General features: G+C 62.6%; 21 protein-coding genes. 8 read left to right on the top strand and 13 right to left on the bottom strand.

Annotation, left to right across the window (positions count from 1 at the left end; genetic code table 11):
- Positions 1–11: 11 nt before the first annotated feature.
- From BKY26_RS16710 to BKY26_RS16690, 5 genes are all read right to left on the bottom strand, one after another.
- Positions 12–1,088, bottom strand: coding sequence for a branched-chain amino acid ABC transporter permease (locus BKY26_RS16710; protein ID WP_071691515.1), 1,077 nt, complete (start codon positions 1,086–1,088; stop codon positions 12–14).
- Between the two features lie 3 nt (positions 1,089–1,091).
- A complete protein-coding gene (locus tag BKY26_RS16705) occupies positions 1,092–1,310 on the bottom strand; it encodes a hypothetical protein (RefSeq protein WP_071691514.1) in 219 nt (72 codons plus the stop codon).
- 4 nt (positions 1,311–1,314) lie between these two features.
- A complete protein-coding gene (locus tag BKY26_RS16700; RefSeq protein ID WP_071691513.1) occupies positions 1,315–2,304 on the bottom strand; it encodes a branched-chain amino acid ABC transporter permease in 990 nt (329 codons plus the stop codon).
- A gap of 101 nt (positions 2,305–2,405) precedes the next feature.
- A complete protein-coding gene (locus BKY26_RS16695) occupies positions 2,406–3,221 on the bottom strand; it encodes an ABC transporter ATP-binding protein (RefSeq protein WP_071691512.1) in 816 nt (271 codons plus the stop codon).
- Between the two features lie 2 nt (positions 3,222–3,223).
- Complete coding sequence (locus BKY26_RS16690) at positions 3,224–5,191, bottom strand: AMP-binding protein (protein ID WP_071691511.1); 1,968 nt, start codon at positions 5,189–5,191, stop codon at positions 3,224–3,226.
- 212 nt (positions 5,192–5,403) lie between these two features.
- Here BKY26_RS16690 and BKY26_RS16685 point away from each other — a divergent pair, with 212 nt between their 5' ends.
- Both BKY26_RS16685 and BKY26_RS16680 read left to right on the top strand, forming a co-directional pair.
- The gene (locus tag BKY26_RS16685; RefSeq protein ID WP_071691510.1) at positions 5,404–7,332 is read left to right on the top strand and encodes a hybrid sensor histidine kinase/response regulator; all 1,929 of its coding nucleotides are present in this window, start codon (positions 5,404–5,406) and stop codon (positions 7,330–7,332) included.
- Positions 7,329–8,030, top strand: coding sequence for a response regulator transcription factor (locus BKY26_RS16680; protein ID WP_071691509.1), 702 nt, complete (start codon positions 7,329–7,331; stop codon positions 8,028–8,030). Before BKY26_RS16685 ends, BKY26_RS16680 begins: the two co-directional genes overlap by 4 nt.
- Here the strand turns inward: BKY26_RS16680 and BKY26_RS16675 are convergent.
- On the bottom strand, positions 8,027–8,554 hold the full coding sequence (locus BKY26_RS16675) for a flavodoxin domain-containing protein (protein ID WP_071691508.1): 528 nt from the start codon (positions 8,552–8,554) through the stop codon (positions 8,027–8,029). The two genes, BKY26_RS16680 and BKY26_RS16675, sit on opposite strands and share 4 nt — an antisense overlap.
- 108 nt (positions 8,555–8,662) lie before the next feature.
- Complete coding sequence (locus BKY26_RS16670) at positions 8,663–9,877, bottom strand: hydantoinase/carbamoylase family amidase (protein WP_071691507.1); 1,215 nt, start codon at positions 9,875–9,877, stop codon at positions 8,663–8,665.
- 37 nt (positions 9,878–9,914) lie between these two features.
- Between BKY26_RS16670 and BKY26_RS20440 the strand changes: the two genes are divergently transcribed.
- The 3 genes from BKY26_RS20440 (at position 9,915) to BKY26_RS16660 (ending at position 11,859) form a co-directional block, all read left to right on the top strand.
- A complete protein-coding gene (locus BKY26_RS20440; RefSeq protein WP_164744772.1) occupies positions 9,915–10,076 on the top strand; it encodes a hypothetical protein in 162 nt (53 codons plus the stop codon).
- Between the two features lie 69 nt (positions 10,077–10,145).
- Positions 10,146–10,805 (top strand): histidine phosphatase family protein, encoded by a 660-nt coding sequence (locus BKY26_RS16665; protein WP_071691506.1) that lies wholly within the window; start codon positions 10,146–10,148, stop codon positions 10,803–10,805.
- A gap of 10 nt (positions 10,806–10,815) precedes the next feature.
- Positions 10,816–11,859: a saccharopine dehydrogenase gene (locus BKY26_RS16660; RefSeq protein ID WP_071691505.1), complete on the top strand. Its 1,044-nt coding sequence runs from the start codon at positions 10,816–10,818 to the stop codon at positions 11,857–11,859.
- A 16-nt stretch (positions 11,860–11,875) separates the two neighbouring features.
- Here the strand turns inward: BKY26_RS16660 and BKY26_RS16655 are convergent, their stop codons facing one another.
- From BKY26_RS16655 to BKY26_RS20315, 3 genes are all read right to left on the bottom strand, one after another.
- Positions 11,876–12,193, bottom strand: a complete 318-nt coding sequence (locus tag BKY26_RS16655) for a DUF3775 domain-containing protein (RefSeq protein WP_071691504.1) — start codon at positions 12,191–12,193, stop codon at positions 11,876–11,878.
- Between the two features lie 48 nt (positions 12,194–12,241).
- Positions 12,242–12,961: an SDR family NAD(P)-dependent oxidoreductase gene (locus tag BKY26_RS16650; protein WP_071691503.1), complete on the bottom strand. Its 720-nt coding sequence runs from the start codon at positions 12,959–12,961 to the stop codon at positions 12,242–12,244.
- A gap of 126 nt (positions 12,962–13,087) precedes the next feature.
- Positions 13,088–13,252 carry a hypothetical protein gene (locus BKY26_RS20315; RefSeq protein ID WP_158514352.1) on the bottom strand — a complete coding sequence of 55 codons (165 nt, stop codon included), beginning with the start codon at positions 13,250–13,252 and terminating at the stop codon, positions 13,088–13,090.
- 435 nt (positions 13,253–13,687) lie between these two features.
- On the opposite strand from BKY26_RS20315, the gene BKY26_RS16645 reads away from it, so the two are divergent.
- Positions 13,688–14,338 carry a pseudouridine synthase gene (locus BKY26_RS16645; RefSeq protein ID WP_071691502.1) on the top strand — a complete coding sequence of 217 codons (651 nt, stop codon included), beginning with the start codon at positions 13,688–13,690 and terminating at the stop codon, positions 14,336–14,338.
- A gap of 64 nt (positions 14,339–14,402) precedes the next feature.
- Here BKY26_RS16645 and BKY26_RS16640 read toward each other — a convergent pair whose 3' ends face one another.
- Positions 14,403–15,437 carry a serine/threonine protein kinase gene (locus BKY26_RS16640; RefSeq protein WP_071691501.1) on the bottom strand — a complete coding sequence of 345 codons (1,035 nt, stop codon included), beginning with the start codon at positions 15,435–15,437 and terminating at the stop codon, positions 14,403–14,405.
- 77 nt (positions 15,438–15,514) lie between these two features.
- Positions 15,515–16,960, bottom strand: coding sequence for an aldehyde dehydrogenase family protein (locus BKY26_RS16635; protein ID WP_071691500.1), 1,446 nt, complete (start codon positions 16,958–16,960; stop codon positions 15,515–15,517).
- 226 nt (positions 16,961–17,186) lie between these two features.
- On the opposite strand from BKY26_RS16635, the gene BKY26_RS16630 reads away from it, so the two are divergent.
- Complete coding sequence (locus BKY26_RS16630) at positions 17,187–17,840, top strand: peroxiredoxin (RefSeq protein WP_071691499.1); 654 nt, start codon at positions 17,187–17,189, stop codon at positions 17,838–17,840.
- 71 nt (positions 17,841–17,911) lie between these two features.
- Here the strand turns inward: BKY26_RS16630 and BKY26_RS16625 are convergent, their stop codons facing one another.
- Complete coding sequence (locus BKY26_RS16625; protein ID WP_071691517.1) at positions 17,912–18,472, bottom strand: L,D-transpeptidase; 561 nt, start codon at positions 18,470–18,472, stop codon at positions 17,912–17,914.
- A 207-nt stretch (positions 18,473–18,679) separates the two neighbouring features.
- Here BKY26_RS16625 and BKY26_RS16620 point away from each other — a divergent pair, with 207 nt between their 5' ends.
- Positions 18,680–20,590, top strand: coding sequence for a PhoX family protein (locus tag BKY26_RS16620; RefSeq protein WP_071691498.1), 1,911 nt, complete (start codon positions 18,680–18,682; stop codon positions 20,588–20,590).
- Positions 20,591–20,616 lie beyond the last annotated feature (26 nt).

The following is a 20,616-nucleotide window of genomic DNA, read 5'->3' as shown; positions in this document are numbered from 1 at the left end:
CTGGCCCCGCCTCAGTGCGGGAACGGCCAGAGTCTCAGTTTTTCTTTCGCCAGGCGCCACAGTTGCGCCAGCCCGTGCGGTTCCACGATCAGGAAGAACACGATCAGGCCGCCCACGATAATCAACTGGATATGCGCCACGATATCCGTGGGCCATCCCAGCAGGTCCACGCCGATGATTTTCAGCAGAACCGGCAGCAGAACCATGAAGGCCGCGCCCGCGAAGCTGCCGAAGATCGAGCCCAGGCCGCCAATGATGATCATGAACAGCACCAGGAACGATTTCTGGATGCCGAAGGCCTCGCCCACTTCGACTGCGCCAAGATAGACCGAGAACAGCAGCGCGCCCGATATGCCCACGAAAAAGGACGAGATGGCAAAGGCGGTCAGCTTGGATTTCAGCGGGTTCACCCCGATGATCTCGGCAGCGATATCCATGTCGCGGATTGCCATCCACTGACGCCCCACCGACCCGCGGGTCAGGTTGCGCGCGATCCAGGCCAGCACGATCACGAAGAACAGGCAGAACAGGTACTTGACCCAAACCTCGGCATTGGGACCTGTCACCGCCATGCCGAACATGGTCCGCTCCGGCGCGTTGATCTGGCCGGAAGCCGAATAGTTGTAGAACCACGGCACCCGGTTGAACAGCCACACAAGGAAGAACTGCGCGGCCAATGTCGCCACGGCCAGGTAGAACCCCTTGATGCGCAAGGATGGCAGGCCGAACAAAACGCCCACGATGGCCGTCACAAGCCCCGACAGGATGGTCACGCTGACCATGTCCATCCACGGGAAGGCCGTCATCAGCTTGTAGGTGGCATAGGCCCCCACGGCCATGAACCCGCCGGTCCCAAGGCTGACCTGCCCGCAATATCCGGTCAGGATGTTAAGACCAAGCGCCGCGATCACGTAGATCAGGAAGGGCAGCAGCAGAGAGTTCGCCCAGTAATCCGAGATCGTCAGCGGAATGACCACGATCGCGACGAACAGCACCAAATAATAGCGCCAGCGGTCGAACGCGATCGGAAAGGTCTGGTTGTCTTGGGAGTAGCTGGTTTTGAAATCGCCGGCTTCACGGTAGAACATGGATCAGACCTCCGACCGGGTATGCTTGGGGTGATGGGGCAAGGGTTGTCCCTTCGAAAGTTTCAGGTAGGCCCAGACACCGGCCAGCATTCCCGCAGCGGCAAGAAGTAGGGCAATCAGCGTCTGCTGGCTGTCGGGCTGTTCCGAGGTCAGGGCAAGGTATCCGAAGGCCCAGAACCCCGACCACGAGATCACGTTGATGATGGCGATCAGCTTGCGCATCTGGCTACACCCTCTCGATGATCTTCTCGCCGAACAGGCCCTGCGGCCGGAAGACGAGGAAGACGAGGGCCAGAACATAGGCGAACCAGTTTTCGGTCGCGCCGCCGATCATCGGGCCGATGGTGAATTCGAACAGGGCCTCGCCCACGCCGATGATCAGCCCGCCGACGATGGCACCGGGAATCGAGGTGAACCCGCCCAGCATCAGCACCGGAAGCGCCTTCAGCGCGATCAGCGACAGAGAGAACTGCACGCCCGATTTGCTGCCCCACATGATCCCTGCGACCAGCGCCACGAAGCCCGCCAGCGACCACACCAGAATCCACACGAAGTTGAGCGAGATGCCGACCGACAGCGCCGCCTGGTGGTCATCGGCCACCGCACGCATGGCGCGGCCCTGCTTGGTGTATTGCGCGAAGGCCACAAGACCCGCCACCAGCACGGCAGCCACGATGGCGGCCACGATGTCGAGATTATCAATGAAGAAGCCGTAGCCGAACCAGTTGAAGGTGGTTTCGTCGATGGCAAGGTTGATCCCCTGCGGCAGACCCACATCCAGCGTGCGGATCTCGGACCCCCACATCAGGTCGGCCACGCCTTCAAGGAAATAGGCCAATCCAATGGTGGCCATGAACAGGATGATCGGCTCCTGCCCGACAAGGTGCTTGAAGACCACCTTCTGCACCAGCCACGCAAAGGCAATCATCACCCCCACGGTCAGCAGAATGGCAAAGAGCGCTGGAACCGAATGCCAGGGCAGATGGTGCACCTCGGTGCCGAAGATGGCGTTGATCAGGTGGCTGAAGGGCACCCGGCCCTCCTGAATGCCCACCAGCGTCATCGCGGCGAACAGAGCCATCACACCCTGCGCGTAGTTGAAGATGCCAGAGGCCTTGTAGATCAGCACGAAGCCCAGCGCGACGAGGGCATACATCACCCCGGTCATCAGGCCGTTGAGCGAGACCTCCATGGCAAAGACGAGTTGTTCAGGCATGGTGGCCTCCGCTGGTCAAAGGGGCGTTTTGTCTGCACAGGGGGTGTACGGGGGGTGTACAGGGGGTGTACGCATGGCACCCCCCTGTTTTCGGGGCAAACTCAATCATGGGCGACCCCCAGATAGGCGTCGATCACTTCCTGGTTGTTGCGCACCTCGTCGGGCGTGCCGTCGCCGATCTTCTTGCCGTAGTCCATCACGACAACGCGGTCGGACAGGTCCATGACCACGCCCATATCGTGCTCGATCAGCGCGATGGTGGTGCCGTATTCGTCATTCACGTCGAGGATGAAGCGGCTCATGTCCTCTTTTTCTTCCACGTTCATACCGGCCATCGGTTCATCGAGCAGCAGAAGAGAGGGTTCCGCGACCAGCGCGCGGGCCAGTTCCACACGCTTTTTCAGGCCGTATGGCAGACGCCCCACCGGTGTTTTCCGAATGGCCTGAATTTCAAGGAAATCAATGATTTCTTCGGCTTTCTCGCGGTTCGCGACCTCTTCCCGCTCGGCCTTTCCCCACCAGATCGCCTGATCGAGGAAGCTGGCCGACATGTGGTTCAGGCGGCCGGTCATGATGTTGTCCAAAACCGTCATCCCTTCGAACAGGGCGATGTTCTGGAAGGTCCGGGCGATGCCCTGCCGTGCCACCTCGAACGGGCGCATCGGTCCGCGCTTTTCGCCCAGATACCAGACCTCGCCCTCCTGCGGCTTGTAGAAGCCCGAGATGACGTTCAGCATCGAGGACTTCCCGGCCCCGTTCGGGCCGATAATGGCGCGGATCTCGCCTTCGCGGATATCGAAGGAAATATCCTTGATCGCCACCACGCCGCCAAAGCGCAGGGTGATATTCTTCATTTCCATCATGGTGTTACCGATAGTCCGACCATCGGCGGTCACATGGGGTTTGTAGTGCATCATGGTCATTCTGCGGCCACCTGCGCTTGGCCCGCCGCCTCCACGACCTTGGCGTCGCGGATCTCCAGCGTGGCGTTGATCTTGCCCTTGCGACCGTCTTCGTAGGTCACTTCGGTTTCGGTGTATTGTTCCGACTTGCCGGTATAGAGCGCGTCGATCAGGTCGGCGAATTTCTCTTCCACGATGCGGCGGCGCACCTTGCGGGTCCGGGTCATCTCGCCGTCATCGGCATCGAGCTCCTTGTGAAGGACAAGGAAGCGATGCACCTGACAGCCCGACAGCATCGGGTCCTGCGCGACGGATTTGTTCACCTCTTCAACATGTTGCTGGATCGTGTCCAGCACCTGTTTGTGCCCGGCCAGTTCCTGGTAGGAGGCATAGGCGATGTTGTTGCGCTCGGCCCAGTTGCCGACGGCGGCGAGGTCGATATTGATGAAGGCGGTGCACATGTCGCGCCCGTTCCCGAAAACCACGGCTTCCAGGATGTTCGGATAGAACTTGAGCTTGTTTTCCACGTATTTCGGCGCGAACAGGCGGCCATCGGCCATCTTGCCCACATCCTTGGCGCGGTCGATGATCCGCAGGTGTCCGCTGTCTTCCTCGATGAAACCCGCATCGCCCGTCGCAACCCAGCCTTCGGGATCTTTGGTATCGGCGGTGCTTTCGGGATTCTTATAGTATTCCACGAAGGTGCCGGGGCTGCGGTAGTAGATTTCGCCGCTGTCGCCGATCCTGATTTCCACGCCGGGGCTGGGAACGCCCACGGTATCGGCGCGCACTTCGCCATCGGGCTGCTGCGTGATGAACACTGTCGCTTCCGTCTGGCCATAGAGCTGTTTGAGGTTGATGCCAAGCGAGCGGTAGAATTCGAAGATTTCCGGCCCGATGGCCTCACCCGCCGTATACCCGACCCGGACGCGGCTGAAGCCGAGCGTGTTCTTCAGCGGCCCGTATACCAGCTTGTCGCCGATCCAGTATTTCAGCTTGTCACCGAAGGAAACCGGCTTGCCGTCCAGAAGCCTGGGGCCGACTTTCTTTGCGTGTTCCATATACTTATGGAACATCTTGCGCTTGAATTCGCCCGCGTCCTCCATTCGGATCATGACAGTGGTCAGCGTCGTCTCGAACATGCGGGGCGGGGCGAAGAAATAGGTCGGACCGATTTCGCGCAGGTCGGTCATCATCGTGTCGGGCGATTCCGGGCAGTTGGTGCAGAAACCCGTCCAGTAGGCCTGCCCGATGGAGAAGATGAAGTCGCCAACCCAAGCCATCGGCAAGTAGGCGAGAATTTCTTCCGAGGGGCGCAGATGATCGAATTCGGAGGACGCCCTGGCCGTCTCGATCACGTTGCGGTTGGACAGCACCACACCCTTGGATTTGCCTGTGGTGCCTGAGGTATAGAGCATCACGCAGGTGTCATCGTAGCCGATCGAGGCCTCGCGGTCGGCGAGTTCCTTTTCGAACCTCTCACTGGCCGCGCGGCCTTCTGCTTGCACGGAGGCCAGAGAATGCAGCTTGGTGTGATCGTATTTCCGCAGGCCGCGCGCATCCTGATAGATGATGTGTTCGATCTGGTGCACGGTTTCCTGCACCTCGATCACCTTGTCGACCTGTTCCTGATCGCCGCAAACGACGAAGCGGGCACCGGAATGGTCCAACGCATAGGTCATCTCTTCGGCCACGGCGTCCTGATACATGGGAACCGGCACGGCCCCCACCTTCATCGCGGCAACCATCGACCAGTACATGGCCGGACGGTTGCGGCCCACGATGGCAACATGGTCGCCCTTCTCGACGCCAAGTGCCAGGAACCCAAAGGCAATTGCCTGGATCTCCTCGGCCGCTTCTGCCCAGGTCCAGCTTTGCCAGATACCGAATTCCTTTTCCCGATAGGCGGGCTTGCTTCCGAATTGTGCAACGTTCCGTGCGAGCAACGCAGGAACGGATTCAGGCACGCCCGAAACCGCTTTCATCTCAGCCAAGTTCTGTCCTCCCTTCGCCGGTCATCCCGACGGCCACGCGGTTCCATGACGAAAACGAATCCGCACCTCACCGTGTTGTCGCCATGGTTGGGCGTCAATTTTTACCTGACTTTTTCCCAATCCTAACGAATTGTAACACGCGGCTGGCAGGTCTTGGCGCGAGGGAACCAAGCGTGTAGCGGAAAGGCAGGAGGAGTTGACAGATGGCCAGATCGGACGCCACTGCGCATATGACCCGTGCCGGGTTGAACCTGATCCAGCAGGCGCTGACGATCTACGATCGCGACCTGAAGCTTGCGGTCTGCAACCGGCCCTTCCAGACCATGTTCGATCTGCCGGAATCTCTGGTCACCCCCGGTGCGACATTTCGCGACACGATCCGGTTTTTGGTCGAACGCGGCGAATATGGCGAGGTGGACGACCCCGAGGGATTCGTCACTGACCGTGTGGAACAGGCCCGTGCCTTTGAACCGCATTACATGGAACGCCGCCGGTCCAATGGCCGGATGATAAGTGTCGAGGGCAGCCCGCTGCCAGAGGGGGGCTGGGTCACGGTCTACACCGACATCACCTCGATCAAGAGCCAGGAGTCGCTGCTGCGCGCCCGGTCCGAGGAACTGTCCGATCAGCTGCTGACACACGCGGAGGAACTCTCTCGCACCAACCGCCAGCTCGCCGCCACCATCGCACAGCTGGAAGAAACCAAGCGCGGGCTGGCCGAGATGGAGGCGCGCACCCGCCTGACCACCGAGATGACGCCCGCCCATATCGGCCATGTGGATACCGATGGCGTCTACACCTTCACCAACCGGCGCCTGTCCTCGGTGCTGCCAGGGCGGTCGAACGAGATCGTGGGGCTGCATTTCTGCGAAGCGCTCGGGGTCAAAACCTCGCGCCGCCTGCGCCCACATCTGGATCGGGCCATGCAGGGCGAGTCGAGCGTGCTGGAATTCACCGACGAGGACTCTGGCCGCCGCATTCGCACGGCCTTTACCCCCGATCGGGTGGGCGAAACCGGTCCGATCAACGGCGTTTACCTGCTGTCCACAGATGTGACGGAAGAGGCGCAGGCGCGCGCGGTGCTGATCCAGACCAACAAGCGCGAACTGGCGGCGCAACTTACCAGCGGCATGGCGCATGATTTCTCCAACCTGCTGACCATCATCCTCGGCCTGCAAAGCCGCCTGTCCCGGATGGACCTGCCGGAGGCCGCGAAGGAACTGACCAGCGCCACCACAGCCGCCGCCCGCCGGGGCGGGACACTGCTGGACCGGATCGCGCGCATCTCCGGCCCGCGGGAACTGCACCCCGCCCCGGTCGATATGCGCCGCTTTTTCGAGACCTTCGAGGCGCTGGCCCGCGCGCCCCTGGCCGACAATATCCGCCTGTCGATCACCCAGAACGTGCCCGACCCGCTGTTGATGCTGGATGAAGGATCCTTGCAGGACAGCCTTCTCAACCTCGTGCTGAACGCCCGTGACGCGATTGGCCCGGAAGGAGGAGAGATTCGCATCCGCGCCCAGAAGGTGCGGGATACGTGGCTCGATATCGTGGTGGAGGATACCGGGCCGGGCTTTTCGAAAGAGGCGCTGGAATTCGCGCTCGACCCGTTCTTTACCACCAAGGGACAGGCGGGGTCGGGGCTTGGCCTGTCGATGGTCTTCGATTTCGCCAAGCTGTCAGGCGGCAATGTTCGTCTGGAAAACCATCGCGGGGGCGCGCGCGTCACCTATCGGCTGCCCTTCCGCGCGGTGCCCCTGTCCGAGGCCACACCGATGCTGATCCTGCTGGTCGAGGATATGCCCGACCTGCGTGTGTCGGTGCGCGAAATGCTGACCGATATGGGCCATCAGGTGATCGAGGCCGCTAGCTTTGCCGAGGCCGATACGCTGGCCGACCTGCCCGCCATCAATATGGTCCTGTCCGATATCAAGCTCTCTGGCCATACGACCGGTGTCGATCTGCTGGCGAGGCTGGCCCGGCGGCGGCCGGAACTGCGACTGGCGCTGATGACGTCCCTGCCCGAAACACACCCGCTGCGACAGCGGGGGGCGGCCTGCTGGCCCGTTTTGTCGAAACCCTTCGACAGCGGCCAGCTTCACGCCATACTGGCGCAGGAGGAAAGCGCATGAGCGAACCGCTGGTCACCATTCTGGACGACGAACCGCAGATCCGGTTAATGCTGTCCGAGGCCCTGACCGAGGCCGGGTTTCGCACCGCCGCCTATTCCCGCGCGACCGAGTTCGAAGCCGCCCTGCGCAAGACCACGCCCGATGTCTGCCTTGTCGATCTGGGTCTGCCGGACCGGGACGGACTGGCCGTGGTGCACCGGCTGGCATTGGAATCGGGCGCGTCGATCATCATCATCTCGGGCCGCGCACAGGTGCAGGACCGGGTAACCGGGCTGGAACTGGGGGCCGACGACTACATCATCAAACCCTTCGATCCGGCCGAGGTCGTGGCCCGTGTGCGTGCAAGGCTCAGGGATGTGCGCAGTCGCCCGGCGCAATCCGACACCGCCCGTTTCGAAGGCTGGACCGCCTATTTCGACCGCTATGTGATGGTCGATGAAGCGGGCGAGGAGGTCAGTTTTTCCCATGCGGAAGGCGAGGTTCTGCGGCTCTTCCTCGACAGCCCCAAGCGCCTGATCAGCCGCCAGCAGATGCAGGAAGCCCTTGGCGGCGCAGCGGGCGAAAGCTTTGACCGCGCCATGGATGTCCGCATCTCGCGCCTGCGCACCAAGCTGAAGGAAGACCCGAAAAACCCACGCCTGATCAAGACGATCTACGGCGCGGGCTATATCTTTCTGGGTGATGTGAAGTGGGATTAGGCGGCGATCCAGTCGTCAACTGCCCGGTCCAGCCCTGTCCAATCTGTATATTCTCGATCTGCGGATAGGTCCTGACCGGGGTCCTTCCCACCGATGATCCGGCGCATGGCAAAGCGTCGAATGATGTCGTAGCGCGAGGGCGTGTAGGCCCCCGCCACCTGCTCCACCCTGTCGGGGGTCCAACCTGTGGCCTCGGTCATCTCCTCGGCGATTGTTTCAAGGCCGCGCCAGTCTTCGGCATCGTGCCCCGCTGCGGATAGGGAAACCGACAAGAACAGGGTGGGCAGCGTTGCCAACGATGGCGCAGCATCGGTCACGAAGTCCGATAGCGCCTGCTGGTAGTGGCCAAGGTGAACCGACGCGGCGAGGATGACCCTGTCGAACCGCGCAACGCCCGGGTCATCGGCCTCCGAAAGAGGGAGCAGTTCGACAGAATGACCGCCGTCAATCAAGTGATCTGCCACATGGCGGCAAATCTTGCGGGTCTGGCCCTCTGTCGTGGCATAGCCGATCAGGATTTTCATGAGAACGCCTCCTCGCCTGCGATCCGCCGGGCAAGCAGCGATGCACCCGACATCTGGCCGCAGTCTGCGCCCGAAGCCAGACTGACGCCTTGACGAGAGTCAAAAAGCTCAGGAGGGGGCCAAATCCGCCGCCGCGCGGGCCAGAACCTTAAGGCCGGTCACCAGGTCGGCCTCGGCGGTGTCTTCGGCAAAGTCGTGGCTGATCCCGCCGATGGAGGGCACGAAGAGCATCCCCACCGGCATCATCCGCGACAGGTTCGACGCATCATGCAGCGCACCGGACGGCATCGACCGCCACTTGCCGGGCGCAATCTGTCCGGCGGCCCTCGACAGCGCCTCTTGCATCCGCGCATCCATCGGCACGGGCACCAGATCGTGACGCAGACGGTCGGCGCTGATGTTCAGGCCGGTGCCGTTCTCGACCTCCAGCAGAACGGAGTCGATCACCCGTTCCATCCGGTCCAGCCGATCCGCATCGCCATCGCGCCACTGGATGGTGAACACGGCCTTGCCCGGCACGATGGAAGATGCATTGGGCAGAAGCCGCATATGGCCGATGGTCCAGACGGTCTGCGGCGTCACCAGGTTGCGGAACCGGTCATTGAGCAGCGTCGCAATCCGCACCGCCCCCTGAAACGCATCCTTGCGCATGGCCATTGGCGTGGTGCCCGCGTGGTTCTGTTCGCCGCTCACCGTGACCTGCAATTGCCTCAGCCCCACGATAGAGGTCACAACGCCAACCGCTTCGCCAACCTGATCCAGAACCGGCCCCTGTTCGATATGGCACTCCAGAAATCCGGTGAACCGGGCCGGATCGACGAAATCGGGCTTGGCAAGATGGGCGACCGCCGCTCGGCCTTCCGCAAAGCTCTGACCGTCGGTGGCGCGGAACTCATCCGCCTCGGCCAGCGTGGTGCTGCCCGACCAGATATCGCTGCCGGTCAAGGCGCCATAGCGCCCTTCCTCGTCCTGAAAGCTAACGCAGGAAATGGCGGGTCCACCGGCCTCGCGCGATGCACGAGCCACCTCCAGCCCCATGATCACGCCGAGCGCCCCATCGAGCCAGCCGCCTTCCGGCTGCGAATCGGAATGCGAGCCGACCAGCAGGGATGGCCCGTCGACCAACCCGAACAGGTTGCCCGCCGGGTCCATATGCGGCGCAAGCCCCGCCTCCTGCATGCGCGTGGACAGCCATTCACGTGAGGCCACATCAGCGGGCGAGAAGGCGGGCCGGACCACGCCGGACCCCTCTGCCCCGAAGCTGCGGAGATGATGCAGATCGGCCAGAAAGCGCGCGGAATCGATATCGAATGTCTGTCCCATGTCCCATTCCTAGCCCGTTTTATGCTATCGTCTAGTCATGGACCCTGTAACGCTTACCTTTTACGCCGTGGTGTGTGGCCTTTTGGGCCTTGTCAGCCCAAACCTTGGCCGCCCGGCAATCCGTCTTGGCATCGGGGCCGTTGTGGGCCTGATAGCTGCCGGTGCCCTACCCACGATCCGTGCCAGCCTCGGGCTCTGAGACGCTTCGCCCCTTTTCTTGCGCGCCCCGACGTCCTAAGCGGGGGGCATACGGCGCGAGGAAATCCCCATGTCCTACATCACCCTCGTGCGCCACGGTCAGGCCAATACCGAAGCGCGCGACGAAGACAGCTATGACCGGCTGAGCGATCTTGGCACCCAACAGGCCCAGTGGCTGGGGCAGCATCTGGCGCGCACCGGTGAGGTGTTTCCACGACTTTACTCCGGCACGCTTCAGCGTCACCGGGAAACCGCCGCAGCCATCGGGCTGGACGGTCATGCCGAGCCGCAGATGGATGCGCGGTTCAACGAGATGGAGTTCTTCACGCTGGCCACGCTCTACCGCGACCAGCATGGCGTGCCGATCCCCGAGGACCGGGAGGATTTCACCGATCATCTGCCCCGCCTGTTCACTGCTTGGCAGGCAGGCGAGATCGACAATCCACCGGAAAGCTTTCAGGCATTCGAAACCCGCGTTCGGGACGGCATGGAAGAGATCGGCGCCGGCGACGGTCGGGCGCTGGTCGTGACCTCTGGCGGGGTCATCGGCATGGCCATGCGGATCACGCTCGGGCTCGACCTGATGGGCTATGCCCGCGCTTGCCTGGCCGTGGAAAACACCTCGCTCAGCCGCTGGCTGCCCCTGCGCGGGTCTTTGGCGCTGACGCAATTCAACGCGCTGCCGCATCTGGAGCACCCGGAACGGCAATTCGCGCGCACGCATCTGTGAGGAAACCGATATGACACATCTCTGGGTCCGCGCCGAACAGCGCCCGAACGAGGAACGCACCGGGATCACGGCAGAGGGCGTTCGCGCCCTGATCGCGGCGGGCATCCGCGTGACGGTCGAGGAAAGCTCGGTTCGCGCCGCAGGTCTGACGGGCTATGCCGAGGCCGGGGCCGAGATCGCGCCGGAAAACAGCTGGCCCGAGGCGCCCGCCGACGCGATCATCTTCGGGCTGAAGGAGCTGCCAGAGGACGGCACCCCGCTGCCGCACCGTCACATCATGTTCGGCCATGCCTTCAAGGGGCAGTTTTCGGGCCGTGCGCTGCTGGATCGGTTCAAGGCCGGGGGCGGCACGCTCTACGATCTGGAATACCTGGTGGACGAGACCGGCCGCCGCGTCGCCGCTTTTGGCTACTGGGCCGGCTTTGCAGGCGCGGCCGTGTCACTGAAGGCCTGGATCGCGCAGCAATCCGGCGGCATCTGCCCACCCGTCGGGGCCTATCCCGGCAAGGACGCGTTGCTGTCCGATCTGGCCAAGGGCATGGCGGGCCTGACCGCCCCCCGCGCCATCGTTATCGGCGCGCTTGGCCGCGTGGGCACCGGCGCGGCGGATCTGTGCGAAGCCATGGGAATGAGCGTGACCAAGTGGGACATGGCAGAAACCGCCAGCGGCGGGCCGTTCCCGGAGATCCTCGACCATGACATCTTCCTCAACTGCATCTTCGCCCGCCCCGGAACGCCCGTCTTCGTCCCGCGCGAGGCACTGACGCAGCCCCGCAGCCTGACCGTGATCGGTGACGTGGCCTGCGACCCCGACAGCGACTACAACCCGGTGCCGGTCTACGACCGCGCAACCACATGGGATGCGCCCGTGCTGCGCGTCCATGACACCCCGCCGATGGACGTGATGGCCATCGACAACCTGCCCTCGATGCTGCCGGTGGAGTCTTCGCAGGACTACGCGGCGCAGCTTCTGCCCTCTCTCCTGACACTGACCGATCTGGATAGTGGGGTCTGGGCGCGGGCGAAGGCGGAATTTGACAAGCACATCGGCTGACCCGTCGGGCGAGGCCCTACATCAGGTCGTCTTCCGCCTCGGACGGGTCGACGCCGAGCGCCTCCAACCCGGCTTCCAGATGGTCCGACAGGTGCGGGGTGCCGATCAGGTAGTCGGCCGTCGGCGTTGTCGCCTCGTTGCGGGCGGTGGAAAGCGCCTCGGCGAAATCCTCGGGCTCGAAACTGCCGCGCCCGATCCACATGATGGCGACAACCTCGGCCTGCTCATCCTCGTTCAGGGTTTCGAGAAACCCGCGCAATTCACCCTCGGCCCGGTCGAGCTCGTGCCCCATCAGGATGATCTGTGCGACCTTGTGGGTGGAAATGGCCAGCATGTCGGGTCCTCCGGTTCTGTCCGAGTCTTGGATTGTTGCGCGCCCGGTTCAATCCTGCGCCGGTTTTGTCAGCCATGCAATGGCAGGACGTGTCAGCCAACCGGGCAGGACGTGCAGCAGCCGCACCACGGCCCCCGCCATGGCAGGAACCGTCCGGCGGAATCGCGGCGTACCCATATGTTCGAAGATCTCGGCGGCAGCGGCGGCAGGGGCAACGGCCAGACGGCTTCCGGGCACCCCGAGCGTGACAAGCTGCACCGCCAGCGCCGACCCCCTGGCCTCGGCGCGCAGCGATTCGGCCATCAGGCGCACCCCGGCCTTGGATGCGGCATAGCCTGCCTGACGGGGCGATCCGCCGATCCCGGCTAGGCTGTCCAGCAAAACGATATGCCCCCGCCCCTCGAAGATCGGCAACGCCACGCCAAGCGCATTGGCGATCCCGGTCAGATTGGATGAGATCATCCGGGCAGCACCCGTCGCGTTCCACGCCTCGGCGCTGACCGCCTGATGGTCGTCAATGGCGTAGACCAGACCGTTCACAGCGCCCAGTTCAATGGCAATCTCGGCAAGCCTGCCTTCGTCCCTGACATCAATCGGGATGTAGCTTGCGCGCCCCGGCAGCGACACTATCAGGTCTTCCAGCTTGTCCTGATCGCACCCTGACAGGACAAGGGACACCCCGGCGCGGCTGAGCTTTTCGGCAAGCGCGGCGCCAAGAGGCGTGTCTGCCCCTACAAGCCAGTATCGCATCCCTGCCCAATCGCGCATGTCGACCTCCGGTTTCGCGTCGAAGGGAAGGTTTCACTTCGGCGCGGGCAGGTCCAGTACAGAAGGGACGTATAAATGTCGCAGCAATGCCCTGCCCCGCTGCATGTCGGGGCAGGTGAGGATCAGTCAGCCCAGAACGCGGTTGCAGATGGTCCGGTCACGCATCTGAGCCTGCCCGCCAAGCAGCGACCAGATACGGAGCATGGTTTGCGCATCGCTGGCGCGGCCCAGTTCCTCTGGGTGGGTTTCCTTAAGTTTCAGGACGCGGATTTCCGAGGTTTTGTTGATCATGACGTTCACCTGCTGGTTCACGCCCCCACAGTCCGATCAGACTGCACCCACAGAAGTTACCCAGGACTTAACATCGGACGGGATAAAGCGGTCAATTGTAACGGGTTCACGAAAGGCAACACCATGGACCGCGGCATTTTCATCCTTCTGATCGCGCAGGGAGAATGCTTTGCGCTTTGGACGGGGCTGTCCTTTCGGGCCGTGTTCCAGATCCGCGCCATTGCTAGAGAGTCGCAGCGGACAGATGTTTCCCGATCCCGTGTCGTTTCTGTCGGCCATGGGCGTCTGGCTGAAAGCTCTCTCTCACAGGCTGACGCGGGGTCCTTGGGCCCTGTCGCTGCTTGGGATAATGGCACCATCCCTCGTCATTGCCTTCGAAGCTGGCGGCGTGGAATAGGCCTTTCGGAACCGCGCCGGAGCCAATAGACCAGCCCCATGCAACCGCTCGACTACCACCCCCCGCAGGAACCGCTTGAAATCCTGCACCATGACCATGAGCTCCTGCTGGTCAACAAGCCAAGCGGGCTGTTATCCGTGCCCGGAAAGGGCGATCACCTGTCCGATTGCCTGATCGCCCGAGTTAAAGAGGCTTTCCCGGAGGCCCTGCTGGTGCACCGGCTGGACATGGACACCTCTGGCGTCATGGTCTTCGGACTGACACCCCATGCGCAGCGGCACCTGGGGCTGCAATTCGAAAAGCGCCAGACCAAGAAAACCTATGTGGCACGGGTCTGGGGCGAAATGGCCGAGAAGACCGGTGAAGTGGATCTGCCGCTGATCGTGGACTGGCCGAACCGGCCGTTGCAGATGGTCGACCACGAAAACGGCAAGCCTGCACAAACCGGGTGGCGGGTCATGCGAACCGGTAACGGGGAAACACGGGTTCGGCTCTATCCGCGTACCGGCCGATCGCACCAGTTGCGTGTGCACATGCTGGCGCTCGGCCATCCGATTCTGGGCGATCCATTCTATGCAAAGGGGCCAGCGCGCGACTTTCCCCGTTTGATGCTACACGCAGAATCGCTGCGCCTGCGCCATCCCGACGGGGGAAAAGGAATGAACTTCTCCGTCAAAGCCCCGTTCTGACCGGGGCGCGGAAAAGGATTTTGAAAATCCTTTCAACGATCTTTCAAGATCGTTCCAGCGCCCTCTACCCGCGCAGCACCCTGTCGGTGAAGTTCAGGCGCGCGGCCACGATCGGGCAGAGAAGCGGCTCCAATTCCGGCTCTCTTCGCAAGACCTCTTCCAGATCGTCCAGCCGGTTGGTGGCGATCAGTTGCAGAACATCGCTTCGCACGCTTCCATCCTGCCGCCGGGGCAAGTCGGCCACGGGCTGAACCAGTTCGGCCCGCGCCTCGGGGATAAGGGCGCGTAGTTCAGCGGCATCCATGTCCGTTTCCGCAAAGACGTAAACCCCAACCCCGCGCGCGGGCAGGGCGTAGGTGCACAAGGCCACATCGCGCAGGGCATCATGCCGGGCCGCCAGTTCGCGGATCGCGGGACCGTCGCGTGCGATCCGGTCTTCGGTGCCTTCTCCGTCGGACCAGTTCATCAGCCGCCGGGTAATGAAGTTGTAGACAGGCTTGGCGGTCGCCATCCAGATGCGCGACGGCAGTGACTTGCGGGCCAGCAAGCGCTTTTCGGACGCGGTCAGCAGGTCCGGCGCGAAGGCGCGCTTCTGTTTCAGAAGATGCCGCAGATCCTCTCTTGCCATGGTGCGAAACATCACCCCACGCCGCCGGTGGACGCTGGCCAGTTGAAAATCAATCACCGCCGCGCGGCCTTCGGGCGTGCGCAGCCAGTTCTGGGGCTTGGCGATATCGTTATGGGTGACCCCGTGCCGCCGCATCTGGCGAAGCAGGCGCTTGGCGTCGCGGTAGAATTCGCGGTCAACCGGGCGGGCCAGTTGCAGGGGTGTTCCCTCCGACCAACTGCGCAGCAGCCCGACCTTGTCCACGCGCAACAGCTCTGGCGTGCCCTCGATACCCTGCACCGCCCTAAGCCCCCGTATTTCCTTGCGGGCAAGATACCATGCAATCGGCCGCGCCCAGATCGGCACGCCATCGAGCTTGCGCAGGGCCACTTTGCGGGACGGATCTTCGGCAAGATGACCGGCGATGGTTTCCGAAAACACATCGCGTTTGAGCACCGTATCCGGCACGAAGGTCAGGGGCTGGTCAGGCATGAAGGGCGAAACCCCCGAAAAGAAAGATCCGGGGGCGGTGATACCCCCGGATGCAAAGCTTTGTCCATGTTCACCGGTCAGGCGTCGTCAGTCGACCAGCCGGACACGGCTTTGACCTCGCAGAAATCCTCCAGCCCGAAGACACCGCCTTCGCGCCCATTGCCGGATTTCTTCATGCCACCGAAGGGGCTGCCCGCGCCGCGACCCTGGCCGTTCATTTCGACCATGCCGGACCGCAGGCGCCGGGCCAGCCGATTGCGCTTGGCCCCATCTTGGGTCTGGACGTAGTTGGTCAGGCCATATTCCGTGTCATTGGCAATCGCTAGCGCTTCCGCCTCGTCCTCGAACGGGATGATCGACAGGACCGGCCCGAATATCTCCTCGCGCGCGATGGTCATGTCGTTATTCACGTCAGCAAAGACCGTCGGCCGCACGAAATAGCCCTTGTTGAACCCCTCGGGACGCCCAAGGCCACCGGCCACAAGACGCGCGCCTTCTTCGATGCCCTTGGCAATCAAGCCCTGGATCTTGTCGAACTGCATCTGGCTGACCACCGGGCCGATATGGCGGCCGGACTCGCTGGCCAAGCCAACGGTGGTGGCCTCTGCCGTGGCGGCGGCAATCTCTACCGCCTGATCGTAGATGTCGCGCTGCACCAGCATCCGGGTGGGGGCGTTACAGGACTGGCCGGAGTTGTTGAAACAGTGGATCGCCCCACGCTTCAAAGCCTTCTCATCCGCATCGGCAAAGATGATGTTCGCGCCCTTGCCGCCAAGCTCCAGATGCAAGGGCTTCAGCGTGTCCGCCGCGTTCTTCGAAATCGCGATACCCGCGCGGGTCGATCCGGTGAAGCTGATTGCGTCGATGCCGGGATGCGCGGTCATCATCGAGCCCACGCCCGCCCCGTCCCCGTTGATCATGTTGAAGACGCCTGCGGGCACGCCCGCCTCATCCAGAATCTCGGCCCAGACCAGCGACGACAGCGGCGCAATCTCGGACGGTTTCAGGATCATCGTGCAGCCCGTGGCCAGAGCAGGGATGACCTTCAGCGTGACCTGATTCATCGGCCAGTTCCACGGGGTGATCATGCCGACGACGCCAACGCCTTCGTAGATGATCCGGTCATTCGGCGCGTGGTCGCCCAGGGGGCGTTCGAACTCGAAATCCTCCAGCGCCTTGATGAAATTCGAGATGTGCCACGTGCCCGCGCCGACCTGAGAGGACCGCGCCATGTCAATCGGTGCGCCCATCTCGGTCGAAATCGCCTGCGCCATATCCTCGCCACGGGCCTTGTAGACCTCCAACACCTTGCGGATCAGGTCCAGCCGGTCCTGCTTGGACGTATAGGCATAGCTTTCAAATGCTGTTCGGGCTGCTGCAACGGCGGCGTCCACATCGGCCTGCCCGCCGAGGGAAATGGTCGCGCAGACTTCCTCGGTCGAGGGGTTGATGACGTCGAAATCATTGGGCTGGCTCGGGGCCACCCATTGGCCGTTGATGTAGAAATCTGTGCTCTTGGGCATGATCTGTCTCCCTTGTTCGGCGCGGAGCCTGTCATCGACTGATGCCAAGGACAAGGCCCCCCGTTCGTGACGCGACGGAGTTGCGGGAACGCCTGTCACATCCTGCCGCAGTGCGGCGGAATGTCTGTCCCTTTTTATAAGGATTCTAATCTTTGGCGGTGTAACTCCCCCTCGGAATACCCATATTATAGTTGACGACAGCAACCAAATAACGAGGAGCCCGAGTATGGCCCTGCGCATCAACGACACCATCCCCAACCTTACCGTGGAAACCGATCAGGGCAGCTTTACCCTGCATGACTGGATCGGAGACAACTGGGCGATCCTCTTCAGCCACCCCAAGGATTTCACCCCGGTCTGCACGACCGAGTTCGGCGCTGTCGCCCAACTGGCCGACGAATGGGAAAAGCGCGGCACAAAAGTACTGGGGATTTCCGTGGACAGCGTGGAAGAACATGTGAAGTGGAAGGGTGACATCGAATCCGTCGGTGGCGCCAAGGCGGGCTTCCCGATTGTCGCCGACACCGATCTGCAAGTGTCCAAGGCCTTCGACATGCTTCAGGCCGACTATTACCTGTCCGACAACCCGACACCCGCCGACAGCCAGACCGTGCGCACCGTCTTCATCATCGGCCCCGACAAGCAACTGAAGCTGTCGATGACCTACCCGATGAATGTGGGCCGCAACTTCGCCGAGGTGCTGCGCGCGCTGGATGCGCTCCAGACCGCCGCGCGCGAAACCGTGGCAACCCCGGCCAACTGGACCCCCGGTGGTGATGTCGTGGTGCCGCTGTCGGTCAGTGACGAGGACGCCATCGCCAAGTACGGCGAGATCGACAAGAAACTGCCCTATCTGCGCATGGCGAAGCTCTCTGCCTGATCTGCCTCGGATCGCAGTAAGGAAGAGGCCCCTGGGACGGTTCCAGGGGCCTTTTGCGTTCCGGTCCGACGTTAGAAGGGGTGCAGCCTGACGGGTGTTCCCACATCCACCATGTCGTACAGTTGGATCACATGGTCATTCACCATCCGGATACAGCCAGAGGATGCCGACATGCCGATAGACCAGGGTTGCGGCGTTCCGTGGATACGCAAAAGCGAATCGCCATAGCCGGTATAGAGATACAGAGCCCGCGCCCCGAGCGGGTTGTCAGGGCCGCCCTCCATGCCACCGGCGAACTGTGAATAGACCTCCGGCTCGCGTGCGATCATGCTTGGTGTGGGTGTCCAGCTTGGCCATTCCGCCTTGCGGCCAACCCGGAAAGAACCGGATGCCTGACGACCTTCGCGCCCCACGGCAACGCCAAATCTTAGCGCCGTGTCGTTCTCATGCACCAGATATAGGAAATGGGCCCCCATATCGACATGGATCGTGCCGGGGCGGAAGCCGGGGTTGATGTCAACCATTTGCGGCTCGTATCGGCTGGACAACTGCCAGCCTTCGGTGGCGCCTGCGATGGTCGGTGTGAGGGCCAGCGCGGCCCCGGTCGAAATGAAATGGCGGCGGGTCAGCATCGGCAGCATCCCTCCCCTTTGGTGAAAAATCTGAACTCGGCAGAGTTTGGCCGATCCTTTGTGAACCGGGCAAGTCTTTGTTTGATAACGTTTCTGTAATTCCACACCCCGCGCAGGTTTCACATCGGTGATTCAAACCTGTCACACAGCTTTGACAGGCCCACGATAGCCACAACGCCAGTTGCAACCATCGCGCAAGAGGCCGCCATGAAAGAGTCCGATCTCAGCCACCTGTCCTGGGACGAATGGGATGAACACCACGACCCCCGCCCCGAGGAAACCGATTTCGACCGTGTCGTCGAAGCGGCCTTGTCGCGCCGCGGCTTCCTGTCTGGCCTTGTGGCCTTCGGATCGGGCGCTACTGCCATGGGCGCGGGCCTGCTGAATTCCACCGCGGCTCTGGCCATGGGGCATGGCGCGACGCGCTTTGCCTTCACCCCGATTGCCGCGCAGACCGATTTCACCGTGCACGTGCCCGAGGGCTATTCCTGGGCGCCGCTGGCCCGTTGGGGTGACCCCCTGTTTTCCGACGCGCCCGCCACGCTCGACCCCGCGACCGGCGTGACGGTCGAGGCATCCGACCGGGTGTTCGGGGAAAACACCGACGGAATGGAGCTGTTCAACGTAGACGGTCACGAGCTGATTGCCGTGAACCATGAATACGTGAACCCGGGCGTGAATCTGCCCGCCACGGGCGGCGAGATCGAAACCGCCGACGCGGTGCTGACGCTTCAGAATATGCAAGGCGTCACGGTCATGGAAGTGGCAAGGGGAGAAGCCGGCTGGCAGATCGTTGTCGACAGCCCGTTCAACCGCCGTATCCACCACAACACCGAAATGCGCCTGTCCGGCCCTGCCGCGGGCGATGCGATGCTGCAGACCTCGGCCGATCCGACTGGCACGATGGTTCTGGGCACGCTCAACAATTGCGGGTCCGGCCGGACTCCCTGGGGCACCTACCTGACCTGTGAAGAGAACTTTAACGGCTATTTCGGCTCGACCGATCCTGATTTCGAGCGCCCCGCCGCCTTCCGTCGCTACGGCATCAACCTCGAAAGCCGCTACAACTACGAACATCACGATGTGCGTTTCGATATCTCGGCGGAACCGAATGAGCCGAACCGTTTCGGCTATATCGTCGAGATCGACCCGTCGACCCCCGACAGCACCCCGGTGAAACGCACAGCGCTTGGCCGCTTCAAACATGAAAACGCCGCCTGTGCGATTGCCCCCGATGGCCGTGTCGCCGTCTATATGGGCGACGATGAACGGGGCGAGTTCCTGTACAAGTTCCTCTCCAACGGTGTCTATCAGCCCGGTGGCAACACCGATGGCCTGCTCGATGACGGGCAGCTCTACGTGGCGCGCTTCAACGAGGACGGCAGCGGTGAGTGGGTCGCCCTGACCCCTGAAGCCACCGGTATGTCCGAGGTCGAAATCCTGGTGCACACCCGTATGGCCGCCTCCACCGTTGGTGCCACAACCATGGACCGTCCCGAATGGGTCGCTGTGAACCCGATCGCGGTCGAGGCCTATTGCGCGCTGACCAATAACAGCCGCCGCGCGCTGCTGAACGACGATGGCACCATGCGCGCCAATGCAGGCGGTGACGTGATGGAACTGAACGCGGTCAACCCGCGCGAGGGCAACCGCTATGGCCAGATCGTGCGCTGGCGCCCCGCGAATGACGACCACGCGTCCGAAACCTTCGCCTGGGATCTCTACGTCATGGCGGGCAATCCCGAGGTGCATGAAGACGCTTATGCCGGGTCGGAGAATGTCAACGCGGGCAATCTCTTCAACTCGCCCGACGGGATGATGTTCGACAGCGCCGGGCTGCTGTGGATCCAGACCGACGGGGATGACAGCAACGAGGGCGATTTCGCGGGCATGGGCAACAACCAGATGCTCTGCGGCGATCCTGAAACGGGTGAGATCGTGCGCTTCCTGACCGGCCCCAACGGTTCGGAAGTGACCGGCCTGACCTGGTCGTCGGACCGGCGCACAATGTTCGTGGGCATCCAGCACCCCTCTGCCCCGTTCCCGGATGGCGAAGGTCAGCTGGCCCGCTCGTCCGTCGTGGCGGTCTGGCGCAACGATGGCGGGCTTGTCGGCTAAGGCCAGCCCCGACAGGATTTCAGTAC

The sequence above is a fragment of the Nioella sediminis genome, assembly GCF_001879695.1.
Taxonomy (GTDB): domain Bacteria; phylum Pseudomonadota; class Alphaproteobacteria; order Rhodobacterales; family Rhodobacteraceae; genus Nioella; species Nioella sediminis.
This window is presented reverse-complemented; position numbering and strand designations above follow the sequence as displayed.